The sequence below is a fragment of the Arthrobacter sp. NPDC057009 genome (genome assembly GCF_042673905.1).
Taxonomy (GTDB): Bacteria; Actinomycetota; Actinomycetes; order Actinomycetales; family Micrococcaceae; genus Arthrobacter.
Genome location: NZ_JBHUSB010000028.1, coordinates 1 through 12699, shown reverse-complemented (window position 1 = coordinate 12699; position 12699 = coordinate 1). Strand labels below are relative to the sequence as shown.

General features: G+C 67.5%; 8 protein-coding genes. 4 read left to right on the top strand and 4 right to left on the bottom strand.

Annotated elements, in window-relative coordinates:
• Positions 1-18: 18 nt before the first annotated feature.
• The 3 genes from cydD to ACFTR6_RS20195 are packed head-to-tail and all read right to left on the bottom strand — an operon-like array spanning position 19 to position 6231.
• The gene (cydD, locus tag ACFTR6_RS20205; protein WP_377959235.1) at positions 19-3540 is read right to left on the bottom strand and encodes a thiol reductant ABC exporter subunit CydD; all 3522 of its coding nucleotides are present in this window, start codon (positions 3538-3540) and stop codon (positions 19-21) included.
• Positions 3541-3546: 6 nt separating this feature from the next.
• A complete protein-coding gene (gene cydB, locus ACFTR6_RS20200; RefSeq protein WP_377959234.1) occupies positions 3547-4596 on the bottom strand; it encodes a cytochrome d ubiquinol oxidase subunit II in 1050 nt (349 codons plus the stop codon).
• A 33-nt stretch (positions 4597-4629) separates the two neighbouring features.
• Positions 4630-6231, bottom strand: coding sequence for a cytochrome ubiquinol oxidase subunit I (locus tag ACFTR6_RS20195; RefSeq protein ID WP_377959233.1), 1602 nt, complete (start codon positions 6229-6231; stop codon positions 4630-4632).
• A 273-nt stretch (positions 6232-6504) separates the two neighbouring features.
• Between ACFTR6_RS20195 and ACFTR6_RS20190 the strand changes: the two genes are divergently transcribed.
• Together ACFTR6_RS20190 and ACFTR6_RS20185 are read left to right on the top strand one after the other, a co-directional pair.
• Positions 6505-6891, top strand: a complete 387-nt coding sequence (locus ACFTR6_RS20190) for a BlaI/MecI/CopY family transcriptional regulator (protein WP_076797977.1) — start codon at positions 6505-6507, stop codon at positions 6889-6891.
• A gap of 6 nt (positions 6892-6897) precedes the next feature.
• A complete protein-coding gene (locus ACFTR6_RS20185) occupies positions 6898-7884 on the top strand; it encodes a M56 family metallopeptidase (RefSeq protein WP_076797978.1) in 987 nt (328 codons plus the stop codon).
• 34 nt (positions 7885-7918) lie between these two features.
• Here the strand turns inward: ACFTR6_RS20185 and ACFTR6_RS20180 are convergent, their stop codons facing one another.
• Positions 7919-10024 carry a type IIA DNA topoisomerase subunit B gene (locus ACFTR6_RS20180; RefSeq protein WP_076797979.1) on the bottom strand — a complete coding sequence of 702 codons (2106 nt, stop codon included), beginning with the start codon at positions 10022-10024 and terminating at the stop codon, positions 7919-7921.
• A 225-nt stretch (positions 10025-10249) separates the two neighbouring features.
• Between ACFTR6_RS20180 and ACFTR6_RS20175 the strand changes: the two genes are divergently transcribed.
• Together ACFTR6_RS20175 and ACFTR6_RS20170 are read left to right on the top strand one after the other, a co-directional pair.
• On the top strand, positions 10250-10471 hold the full coding sequence (locus tag ACFTR6_RS20175) for a hypothetical protein (RefSeq protein WP_076797980.1): 222 nt from the start codon (positions 10250-10252) through the stop codon (positions 10469-10471).
• 125 nt (positions 10472-10596) lie between these two features.
• Entirely contained in the window at positions 10597-12492 is a 1896-nt protein-coding gene (locus ACFTR6_RS20170) for an HNH endonuclease (protein WP_377959232.1), read from the top strand.
• Positions 12493-12699 lie beyond the last annotated feature (207 nt).

Below are 12699 nucleotides of genomic sequence, written 5' to 3'. Positions count from 1 at the left end.
GCGCGGTTACACCGGCGGTTACACCGGCTGGCCGGACACCGCCATTTCTGATGCCGGCAGCCGGTGCTCCGGGCGAAGATCGAGGAGTGCGTCGTCCGGGCTGATGTCCGCCGGGTTGTGGGTCACCAGCACCACCGTGCGCGACGCAAGCCCGGCACGCAGGTCCGCGATCAGCGCCCGGCCTGATTCGGCGTCGAGGTGCGCCGTGGGCTCGTCCAGCAGGATGACGTCGGCCTGCGTCATCAGGGTCCGTGCGACGGCCAACCGCTGCCGCTCGCCGCCGCTGAGGAACGCCCCGCCCGGTCCGATGCGGGTGTCCAGGCCGTCTTCCAGCCGCGCCAGCAGGGGCGCGAGGCCCACCGCCGACAACGCGTCCAGCATCGCCTGCTCGGTCGCCGCCGCAGACGCCGCACCGGACTCCAGCCGCGGGCTGCCGAGCAGCAGGTTGCCGCGGACCGTGGAGTCGAAGAGGTGCGCCTCCTGCGGGCACCACGCCGCGGTGCCGGTCACGGCAATGCGGCCTTCGCGGGCCGGGAGAAAGCCGAGGACGACGGCCAGCAGCGTGGATTTGCCGGCGCCCGACGGGCCGGTCACCGCCAGCCAGCGGCCGGGTTCAGCGACGGCGGACAGACCGTTGAAGACATTTCCGCCCCCGGGCCAGGCCGCTGCCAGTCCATCCAGCTCCACGCCCGGCTGGCTGAGCCTCCGGGGCGGTGGCGCGGCAGGTCCGTCTGTTTCCGGGCCGGTGGCGCCGGCCCGGCCGGCTGTGTCTGCCCGCGCAGCTTCCGGGACGCCGAGGACGCCGGACTCACCGATGCGGCGCAGGACCGCACGCAGTGCCGGGAACTGCCGTACCGCCGTCGTCATGGCCCCAAAGGGTTCGGCGAGCGCCAGCTGCAGCAGGACAACGACGCCGACTGTGGTCGCCGGAAGGGGCCCGGCCAGAACCTCCGGCGCTGCCAGCGCCGCGCTGTAGAGGGCGCCCGCGCCGCAGGCGGCAACGGTGAGCGCCTGGCCGAGGCCCTCCGCCCAGGCCGAACGGCGTGCCGCACCGGTGGCTTTCCGGTCCAGCGCACGGATGCCGTCCAGGACGGGCTGCTTGGCACCGTTGGCATGCAGTTCCGCCCGGGCATCCAAAGCGGCGGCGACACGCCGGAGGACACTGGAGCGCAGCCGCTGCTCGGCCCTGGCTGACATCCGGTCCGCGAGCAGCGCCGCCGCGGGCGCGGCAACCAGGCTCACCAGTGCCGCGGCGAGCACCGCCGGCAGGGCCGCTGGAAGCAGCCAGCCCACGGTGCCCACGGCGGCTGCCGCCACCGCCACGGCCGTGACCGGAGGCAGCACTACCCGCGGGAGCAGGTCCCGGACCGTGTCGACATCCTCGATGACGGCGCCCAGCACGTTGCCGCCCTGCAGCAGCCGGCGCAGGGACAGCGCCCGCTGGCTGAGGGATGCCCAGAGGCTGCCGCGCAGCTTCGTCAGGGAGGCAAACACGGCTTCGTGCAGGAGGAGCCGCTCGCAGTAGCGCAGCACGGCCCGGCCGATGCCGAAGAAGCGGACCCCCACGATCGCGGTCAGGAGGTACATGATGGGCGGCTGCTCGCTGGCGCGCAGGATGAGCCAGCCGGACAGTCCGGAAAGCGCGACGGCGAAAAGGGCGGCCAGGGCACCGACGAGTCCGGAGGCAGCGAACCGTCCACGGACCGGCGCCAGCAGCCGGACGAGCATCCCAACGGTGTGGCCGGTACTGTACCCGGCTTCCGGGGCCGGGACGACGGCCTCTGAGGTGCCGGCCGTTGCGGTGGCGGCTGCCCGGGTAGCGCCCGCGCCGCCAACAGCCGGGGCGCCAACAATCTCGCCTCCCACAACCGGGGCGTCGGGAGCGGCGGCAGCAGTGGAAGGGTGACCGGTCGCGCGGATGCCACTGGCAGCAACTCCGCTTCCGGACAGCGGGACGATGTGGTCGGCGAGTTCCCTCGTCTGCCGGTCATGGGCCACCAGGATGACGGTGGCGCGGCCTCGCAGCGCACGAATCGCGTCATGGACACGGTTGGCTGACTCCCGGTCAAGGTGGGCGGTGGGCTCATCGAGCAGCAACACCGAGGCACCCGCCTCGATGCGGGCCAGGCCGCGGGCAAGGGCGACGCGGCGCAGCTCGCCCGGGCTCAGCTCGGCCGGGTGCTTGTCCGCCAGGTGGTCCGCACCTGCTGCCGCCAGGCAGCGCAGCACTCCCCCGCCGTCGCTGTCCGCGTTTGCTACTGCGGTGCCGGCGGCAAGGTACAGCAGCACCTCCCCGTGCACGGTGTCCGCCACCATCACCGGATGCTGCGGCACCCACGCCACGTCGTCCGCCGAAAATCCTTCAACAGTTCCGGACACGGCAGTACCGCCGCCGCTTCCGACCGTTCCCGCCAGGACGCCCAGCACCGTGCTCTTGCCGGCCCCGCTGGGACCGTCCAGCGCAGTGACGAGTCCGGCAGGTGCCGAAAAGCTGAGGGGCCCGACGGCGGGACCCTGTCTTCCCGGATAGCTGACCGTCAGCTCCCGGACCGTCACGCCAACGCCCTCCCCACCGTCTGCCCGCATCCCCGGCACGAGCCGCCTGGGCTCCGGTGCTTCCAGCACCGCTGTTGTTTCGGCAAGGGCGGCCCGGCCGTCGTCGCTCGCGTGGTGCGCAGTTCCCAGCTCACGGAGCGGAAGGTAGCAGTCGGGGGCGAGAATGAGCGCCAGCAGTCCTGCCTCCAGCGCCATGTCCCCGTGGACGAGCCGGACACCAATGAACACCGCCACCACCGCAACGGAGATTGTGGCAATGAGTTCCAGGGCGAGCGCCGAAAGGAACGCCGTCCGCAGGGTGCCCATGGTCCGCGACCGGTAGTCCTCGGAAATGTCCTCCAGCGCTCGGCGCTGGGCTGCGGCCCGGCCGAGCCCCACCAGCACCGGCAGCCCCTTGGCGAGTTCGAGCATGTGCCCGGACAGCCGGGAGAGGGCGGCCTGGGCATCCCGCACCTTGTCCTCGGTGTAGCGGCCGATCAGCACCATGAATAACGGGACGAGCGGCACCGTCAGCACGATCACCACGGCACTGACCCAGTCCGCAAAGAGGATCCGGGCACCGAGGAGCAGCGGGATGGCTGCACAGTTCACCAGCGCCGGAAGGTACTGCGTGTAGTAGCTGTCCAGGGCATCCAGGCCCCGCGTCGCAAGCACCGCCAGGCCGCCGTCGGACGGTCCTGCGGTCCGGACGCCGTTGCGCAGTGCCGTCTCCAGCAGCTGCGTGCGCAGCTCTTCCTTGACGCCCAGCGCCGCCCGCCGGGCTGCCACGCCCTGCGCCCAGACCGTGACGGAGCGCAGCACCACGCCGGCCGCGCCCCAGCCCAGCTGGTCCGCCCACGCGGTGTCCTGCGTCATGAGGCCGGCGAGGACGGACGCGACGGCCTGGCCCATGAGCACCAGGGCCAGAGCTTTCAGCGCGGCCAACAGGCCCAGGCCGTAGAGGGCGCGGCGGGTGGAGGGGCCGGAGGGGAACTGCGGTTTCACGGCGGGTCAGTCTTTCCTGATGAGTGCTTTCGCAGCGATCGCGGGCAGGAAGCTGTGCGCCTCCGGGATGTGGGCGGCGCTGACGCGGCGCCGGAACACCCAGTACGTCCACGCCTGGTAGGCGATCACCAGCGGCAGTCCGACGCACGCCACGATGCTCATCAGGCCGAGGGTGTAGTCAGAGGACGAGGCGTTGGCGATGGTGAGGTTGAAGGCGGGGTCGATCGTTGACGGCAGGACCACCGGGAACACGGCACCGAAGATGGACGCCGATCCGCCCAGCAGGAACACACCGGTAGCCAGGAACGCCCGGCCTTCGTTTCCCTTCCGGGCCTGGGCCCAGGCCACGCCCGCCGCCACCACAGCCACAGCCAGGACAACCAGGGTCCAGACTTCACCGGTGAGGACCTGCACCCCGATGGCCCAGCCCGCCATCGGGAGGAGCAGCACGGGAAGCAGCCGCACAAACCACTGCCGCGCGCGGTGCCGGACATCGCCGTCGGTCTTCAGTGCCAGGAACGCCAGCGCGTGCAACAGCGCGAAGGCAGCCACCGCCAGGCCTCCCAGCACGGCGTACCAGCTGAACCACGCGAACGGTCCGCCGTCGCGGTCGCCGTTGGCGTCCAGCGGCAGTCCGGTGGTGGTCAGGCCGAGGGCGGCCCCCACGCCGAAGGCTGCAACAAAGGATCCGACGGCGATCGCCCAGTCCCAGGTGTTCCGCCAGCGGTCCGTGTCCACCTTCCCGCGGTACTCGAAGGCAACCGCACGGAAGATCAGCGCGACGAGGACCAGCAGCAGCGGCAGGTACAGGGCCGAGAACAGCGAGGCGTACCAGAACGGGAAGGCCGCGAACGTGGCACCGCCTGCGGTCAGGAGCCAGACTTCGTTTCCGTCCCAGACCGGGCCGATGGTGTTCAGGAGCACGCGGCGTTCGGTGTTGTTGCGGGCAAAAATCTTCATCAGCATCCCGACGCCCAGGTCGAAGCCCTCCAGGAAGAGGTAGCCCGTCCACAGGACGGCGATGGCAATGAACCAGATGGTTGGCAGCAGTTCCATGCTTTGTATCCTCGGTCTCAGTAGGCTCGGGTCTTAGTAGGCGAAGGCCAGGACGTCGTCGGAGGTTCCGGGTTTTCCCGGTCCGCCGTCGCGGGGCGTGGCGTCCTCGTTCTCGTCGACCGGCGCGTGCACCAGTTCGGGCATGGCCGAGACGACGCCGCCCCGGACATACTTCACGAGGAGCTTCACTTCCACCACCAGGAGCACTGCGTAAATCAGGGTGAGGACGACGAGGGAGGCCAGGATCTCACCAGCGGATACCCCGGGCGAAACGGCTGCGGCGGTGAACATGAAGACCGGGTCGATGCCGTTGAGGTCGGGATTGGGGGCCACGACGAAGGGCTGCCGGCCCATTTCCGTGAAGATCCAGCCTGCGGCGTTGGCACCGAAGGGGGCCAGGATTCCGAACACGGCCAGCCGCATCAGCCAGCGGGACTCGGGCACGGTCCCCTTGCGGACCAGCCAGAGTGCCACGAGGGCGGCGAGGGCAGCGAGGCCGCCGAATCCGATCATGGCGCGGAAGCCCCAGTAGGTGACCTCCATGACGGGGACATACTGAATCTCCTGGCCGGCGCGGTCACCGTAGATGGGGTTGTCCGGCAGATGGGTGCCGTAGTTTGCCTTGTACTCGTCGATCAGGCTGTTGACGCCCTTGACCTCGGTGGTGAAGTCGCCCTTGGCGAGGTAGGACAGGATCCCGGGGATCTCGATCACGGCCTTGATGTCATCGCAGTTGCGTGCGCCGAGGTTGCCCACGCTCAGGACCGAGAAGCCCGTTCCGTCGTGGCAAGCTGCTTCAGCGGCGGCCATCTTCATGGGCTGCTGCTCGAACATCAGCTTGCCCTGAAGGTCGCCGGTGAGGGCGGTTCCGGCGAAGGAGATCATGGCGACGACGGCGCCGATCCGGAGGGATTTGAGCCAGACAGTGTGGTCGGCACGGTCCCGGCCGGGGATCTCTGCGGAGCCGACAATGACCTTTCCGTCAGCGCCGACGGTGTCGATGCCGTCGCGGCGCCGGCGCCAGAGGTGGTACCAGGCGATGCCCAGCAGGAATCCGCCGGCGACGGCAAGGGCGCCGAAGAGGGTGTGCGGGACGGCCACCAGGGCGGTGTTGTTGGTGAAGACGGCCCAGGCGTCGGTCATGACCGGCCGGCCGTCGATCATCGTGACGCCGACAGGGTGCTGCATCCAGCTGTTGGCCACGATGATGAAGTACGCGGAGAAGAAGGAGCCGACCACGGCGATCCAGAGGCATGCCAGGTGCACGCCCTTCTTCAGCTGCTTCCAGCCGAAGATCCACAGGCCCAGGAAGGTGGACTCCACGAAGAACGCCAGCAGGGCCTCGAGGGCCAGCGGGGCGCCGAAGACGTCGCCCACGAAGCGGCTGTATTCACTCCACGCCATGCCGAACTGGAACTCCTGCACGATGCCGGTGGCCACACCCATGATGAAGTTGATGAGGAAGAGCTTTCCCCAGAACTTGGTCATCCGGAGGTAGGCCGGGTTTCCCGTGCGGTACCAGACCGTCTGCATGACGGCGACGACCAGCCCCAGGCCGATGGTCAGCGGCACCATCATGAAGTGGTAGACGGTGGTGATTCCGAATTGCCAGCGTGCGATTTCCAAGGCGTCCAAGGCGGTCCCTACTTACTGTTGGGTCGAGCTCTCCAGCACTGTTTTCTACAAAACGTAGAACTTCAACTTCTACAAAGTGTAGAACACGGGTCGAACACTGCAAAACACGGTGGCACGTCTGCCGGAGGAAGGCAATGGCCGGCGACGCGCCGAGCGTTCTACCTCATGTAGAAACGAAGCGCCAAACGCGATAGATTTGAAGTTGCAGTATTGGAATCACAGCACGGGCCGGTCGGCCGGCCGGTGCCAGTGCGTTGTCAAAAGGATGGACAGATGGCAAGTCTTGGCGAACTGGAACGGGCAGTCATGGACCTGCTCTGGGCTGGCCACGAAGCGGCCACGGCCAACACGCTGCGGGACATGCTCGCGCAGAGCACGGCGGCGCAGGGTGGAGCGGCAGGGCACGAGGGCAAGGACCTTGCGGTGACCACCGTCCTGACGGTCCTTTCGCGCCTCGAAAAGAAGGGCCTTGTGGAACGCGAACGCGGTACCCGGCCACACCGCTACCAGGCTGTATCCAGCCGTGAAGACCATACCGCCGAACTCATGCACGAAGTGCTGGGATCCGCCCCTGACCGCGAGGCCGTGCTGGCCCGGTTCATCGGTTCGGTGACGGAAAGTGAAGCCGAGACGCTGCGCAAACTGCTTGGTCACAGCTAGCAACTGATGTTCTGGACCTCATATTTCCTGGCGGTCCTGGCGATAGTACTGGCCTGGCCGGTGCCTATCCTCCTTTCGCGCGCCCACTGGCCGGCGCGCGACCCTTTCACGGCCATGGTGCTGTGGCAGGCCATCGGCCTGGCCGGTGGCCTTTCCATGATCGGCGCCATGCTGGTCTACGGCCTCGAGCCTGTAGGCGACAACCTGCTTGCGGGCCTTCGCGCGCTGACAGACATGGTGCTGTTCGCGGCGCCCACCACCGCATTGGGTTTCTGGCATCTCTTCGCGCTCTCCGCAGCGGCGCTGCTCACGGCACATCTCGTCTTCACGCTGCTGCTGACCTACTACAAGATCGAGCGCCAGCGAAAGCGCCATCGCGAACTGCTGGCCCTGCTGGCATCACCGTCCGACGACGGTCCCGGCACGGTGGTCATCAACCATGATTCACCGGTGGCGTATTGCCTTCCCGGCGGCGCCCGCTCCGTCACCGTCCTCTCCGACGGACTCATGGCCGCCCTCGAGCCGGCGGAGTTGCGGGCCGTCCTGATTCACGAAAACGCGCACCTGACCCAGCGCCACCACCTGCTGCTGTGGGCCTTCGCCGCCTGGCGCCAGGCGCTGCCGTGGCTGCCCACGACGCGCCTGGCCCAGGAAGCCGTGAACTCCCTGATTGAAATGCTGGCCGACGACGTTGCCCTCAAGACCGAAAGCAAGGGAACGCTGATCAAGGCGATAGCCATAGTCGCCAGCGGGTCTGCGGCGCCCCGGGGGGCCGCCGTCATGGAAACTGCAAACCTGGCGGGGTCAGGCCTTCAGCTGCCCGATGGTGCCGGCGGTTCCGGCCCGGCGAGCACGACGGCGTCACGCGTCAGCCGCCTGCTCTCCCCCAAGCCTCCGCTCGCCGCCGGCCTCCGTGCAGCCGTCCTCGCGGTGTGCACGCTGCTGCTGGCCATGCCCACCGCGCTGCTGATCGTTCCGGGCCTGCTGGGCTGAGACTTCGGCGGGTTGCCGCCCCGCCGCGGCAGCCTTAGGCGTCGATGCGTTCGCGGTCCAGGCTGGACGCTCCGGCGATGATGAAGTCCTTGCGCGGGGCGACATCCGATCCCATCAGCAGGTCGAAGATGGCCTCCGCCTGCTGGGCGTTCTCGATGTTGACCTTGCGGAGCATCCGGTGCCGGGGGTCCATGGTGGTTTCCGCCAGCTGTTCGGCATCCATCTCGCCCAGGCCCTTGTAGCGCTGGATGGGTTCCTTGTACTTCCTGCCTTCGGCGGCGAGCTTCGCCAGCAGGGTGTGCAGCTCGGCTTCGGAGTAGGTGTAGATCATCTCGTTGGCCTTCTGGCCGGGGTTGATGACTTCCACCCGGTGCAGCGGCGGGACGGCGGCGAACACCCTGCCCTCCTCCACCATCGGCCGCATGTATCGGAAGAACAGCGTGAGCAGCAGCGTACGGATGTGGGCGCCGTCGACGTCGGCGTCGGTCATCAGGATGACCTTCCCGTAACGGGCCGCTTCGATCGCGAAGCTGCGCCCCGAGCCGGCCCCCACCACCTGGATCAGTGCCGCGCACTCGGCGTTGGAGAGCATGTCGCCCACGGAGGCCTTCTGGACGTTGAGGATCTTGCCGCGGATGGGCAGCAGAGCCTGGAAGTCCGAGGAGCGCGCCAGCTTCGCGGTGCCGAGCGCCGAGTCGCCTTCCACGATGAACAGTTCGGAACGGGCGACGTCGTCGGTGCGGCAGTCAGCCAGCTTGGTGGGCATCGACGACGACTCGAGCGCGGTCTTCCGGCGCTGCGTCTCCTTGTGGACGCGGGCGGAGATGCGCGACTTCATCTCGCTGACGATTTTTTCCAGCAGCAGCGCCGACTGCGCCTTGTCGTTGCGGTTGGAGGAGTTGAGCTTGGCTGTGATCTCCTTCTCCACCACGCGGGCCACGATGGCCTTGACGGCCGAGGTGCCGAGGATTTCCTTGGTCTGGCCCTCGAACTGCGGCTCGGCGAGCCGGACGGTCAGCACGGCGGTGAGCCCAGCGAAGATGTCGTCCTTCTCGATCTTGTCGTTGCCGGCCTTGAGTTTCCGGGCGTTGGCTTCCACCGTCTTCCGGAACGTCTTCACGAGGGCCTGCTCGAAGCCGGCCTGGTGGGTGCCGCCCTTCGGTGTGGAGATGATGTTCACGAAGCTGCGGACGGTGGTGTCGTACCCGATGCCCCAGCGCAGCGCCACGTCCACTTCGCAGTCGCGTTCCACTTCGGCGATCTTGCTGTGGCCGCGCTCATCCAGCACGGGGACGGTTTCCTTGAACTTACCGGCGCCGTGCAGTCGCCAGACGTCGGTGACCGCGGAATCGGCAGCGAGGAAGTCAACGAACTCGGAGATGCCGCCGTCGTGGTGGAACACCTCCTCGTGCACCCCCAGTTCACCGGGTGTGCCGGGGAGCTTGCGCTCATCCCGGACCGTGATTTTCAGGCCCGGCACGAGGAAGGAGGTCTGGCGCGCACGTGCCGCGAGTTCTTCGTAGGAGAACCGGGCGTCCGGCGTGAAGATCTGGGTGTCTGCCCAGTAGCGGATGCGCGTGCCGGTGACGCCGCGTTTGGCTTTGCCGATCACGTCGAGGACAGAGTCCTCGACGAACGGGGAGAAAGCCGCTGCCGGGTTGGGCCTGCCGTTGTCGTCGAAACGGCCGGGCTCACCCCGCCGGAAGGACATCCTGTAGGTCTTGCCGCCCCGGTCCACTTCAGCGTCGAGACGGGCCGAAAGGGCGTTCACCACGGAGGCGCCGACGCCGTGCAGACCGCCGGAGGCGGTGTAGGAACCGCCGCCGAACTTGCCGCCGGCATGCAGCTTGGTGAAGACCACTTCGACGCCGGTAAGCCCCGTCTTGGGTTCAACGTCGACGGGAATGCCGCGGCCGTCGTCGTGAATCTCTACAGAATTGTCCGCGTGCAGGATGATCTTGATGTCATGGCCAAAGCCGGCCAGCGCCTCGTCGACGGAGTTGTCGATGATTTCCCAGAGGCAGTGCATGAGGCCGCGGGAGTCCGTGGATCCGATGTACATGCCGGGGCGTTTGCGCACGGCCTCCAGCCCCTCCAGCACCGAAAGGTGGCGGGCGGTGTAATCAGAACTCGGTGCCACAGGTAGTGAACTCCTTTGGAAAACAGGCCGGACCGGCATTAAAAGGCTCCCTCTAGCCTAGTCCCGACGCCGCCAAACTCCTGACTGCCACTCCCGACACGGGCACCAACTCCCGACGTTCGTTACGGACACGTGATACGCGGACAGCGAAAGTGACCCATCCTTGCCACGGTTTGGCAGCGAATGCTGGTTATATAGATGTACAGATCTACTAAGGAGGCCGACATGACAACAGCAGTTGCCGACCGCACGCTAACCGCAGCTGACCGGTGTGACCGTTGCGGAGCGCAGGCATACGTCCGGGTTGTACTCGAGTCCTCCGGAGGTGAGCTGCTCTTCTGCGCCCACCATTCACGCGCCGTTGAAGCGACCCTCAGGCCGCTCAGCTCTGAATGGCACGATGAGACGGACCGGCTGCACGAGAAGGCTCCGGTTCCGGTCGACTAGACAACAAGGCTTGAAGCCAGGACCCCCAGGCGGGGGTCCTGGCTTTTTCTTTTTCGGCTTTTATTTATTTCGACGGCGGATCCCCCGCGGGCTAAATTGTCAGTGCCCCTTGGCAGACTGTGTTCATGGAAGTTCTGGGAAATTCAGCAGTGAAAACGGGGGCACCGCACGGCGACGCCCCGCTTGCTGCCGCCGTTCCCGTCGGCGGGTTCTCCGGCGAGGTTTTTTCCTTCGATGGCTTCCTTGATGACGACTTTCCCTACGGCGCTGATCCGGACTCCGCGTATCCGGAGGACCCTTTCCCCGGCGGGGAGTATGACGACGGTGACCTCCCGGAAGATCCGTTTCCCGAGGCGCTGTTTTACGAGACATCGTTCACCGGTTGTGAGCGCTCGGATGGTGGTGCAGCGGGGTTGAGTCTCGACGGCCGGATCGGCGCGGTAAAGAGACTTTTACGGACCGATCTCACTGCCGACGGTCCCGGGTTGATCGACCAGACCGCGGTTCTGGAGAAATTCAAACGCTGGGCCACCGGGCAGCAGGCCAGGCTGGCCGTCGAGTTCGAAGCGAGACAGCGCCAGGAACAGACTGAATTCGAAGCGGCGAGCAGCCCTGCGCAGACCAAAGCCAGTAGTCTGTCGGCTGAGGATCCGGGCAGGAAGCGACACACGGAACATAGCCTGGGTGTGGCCGAGCAGATCGCCCTTGCCCGGGGTGAGTCCCCGCACCGCGGCGGCCGGCTGCTCGGCATGGCCAAAGCCCTCGTCATCGAAATGCCCCACACCCTCACCGCTCTGGATACCGGCCGGCTGAGCGAAGAAAAGGCCATGCATGTGGTGAAGGAAACGGCCTGCCTGACCGTCGAAGACCGGGCCGCGGTCGACGAGGAACTCGCCGCCGATACCGGGACCTTCGACGGGGTAGGGACCCGCGGCGTCATCGCCGCGGTCAAAGCCGCTGCGATCCGACGGGATCCGCGCTCGGTCACCCAGCGGGCCAGCCACGCCGCCACCGAGCGGGGCGTGAGCCTGCGCCCGGCCCCGGACTGCATGACCTACCTCACAGCGCTGCTGCCCGCCCACGAAGGCGTCGCCGCCTACACAGCACTCACCCGGCAAGCCGACGCCCTCCGCTCCGCCGGAGACCCGCGCTCCAAAAACCAGGCCATGGCCGACACCCTCGTCGAATCCGTCACCGGCACCCCCGGCGGGATCAGCGGCATCGACATCAACCTCGTCATGACCGACCGCACCCTCCTCCAAGCCGACAGCGAAGCCGCCCGCCTCACCGGCTACGGCACCGTCCCCGCAGCCTGGGCACGCGAACTCCTCAACCCCGAACAGGCATCGGAACGAGGCGGAGAAGGATCACAGGGACAGGGGCGCCGCCCAGAGGGTTCGAGCCAGCAGGCTTCCGGCCAGGCAACCGTAGGCAGACAAGACGCTTCGGGCTCAAACGCTTCCGGCTCGAAGGCAGGCCACAAGGGCCCGGTAAAGGAACTGAAGATCTGGCTCCGCCGGCTCTACACCGCCCCGGACACCGGCGACCTGGTCGCCATGGACTCCAAACGGCGGCTCTTCCCGCCACCCCTGCGCCGATTCATCCAAGTCCGCGACGACACCTGCCGCACCCCCTACTGCGACGCACCCATCCGACACCACGACCACATCATCCCCTGGCACAACGACGGCCCAACCAGCCTCGCCAACGGCGCCGGACTCTGCGAAGCCTGCAACCACACCAAAGAACTCCCCGGCTGGAAAGCCCAACCCAGACCAGGACCCCGCCACACCATCGAAATCACCACCCCAACCGGCCGCACCTACCACTCCACCGCACCCCCACTACCGGGAACCAGCCTGGCCAGATCCAACCTGCCCTTAGCTGGCTCTACGGCTACCGGCACGTGCCCTGATGCAGCCGGGCCAGCGATCTGTGGGACCGGGTCCCCGAACCAGCCGGTTGGGATCGGCCCGGATGAAGCGGGACAGCTGAAACCAGCCCCCTGCATCCAGGACTGAGTCCATCACCGGGAAAGCGGCGGCGGGCATACCGCCGCCGCCGAGCCGGACGTAACCGGACCAGTCATACAGGCTGACCTCCGCGCGACCTGAGCTGCCTCACGGCAACGACGACCTCCGTGTGTTTGGCGGCCACAGAGCCCGTGCACATGACGGACCTCGTAGCCGTACGACAAAGGCCAGGCCCGCTGCCGGATTTTCCGGCAG

What these genes read in the sequence shown, in the direction of transcription:
- ACFTR6_RS20175 (WP_076797980.1), top strand. Translation starts at nt 10,250, where the DNA reads ATGACAACAGCAGTTGCCGACCGCACGCTAACCGCAGCTGACCGGTGT.
- ACFTR6_RS20185 (WP_076797978.1), top strand. Translation starts at nt 6,898, where the DNA reads ATGTTCTGGACCTCATATTTCCTGGCGGTCCTGGCGATAGTACTGGCC.
- cydB (WP_377959234.1), bottom strand. Translation starts at nt 4,596, where the DNA reads ATGGAACTGCTGCCAACCATCTGGTTCATTGCCATCGCCGTCCTGTGG.
- ACFTR6_RS20170 (WP_377959232.1), top strand. Translation starts at nt 10,597, where the DNA reads ATGGAAGTTCTGGGAAATTCAGCAGTGAAAACGGGGGCACCGCACGGC.
- ACFTR6_RS20190 (WP_076797977.1), top strand. Translation starts at nt 6,505, where the DNA reads ATGGCAAGTCTTGGCGAACTGGAACGGGCAGTCATGGACCTGCTCTGG.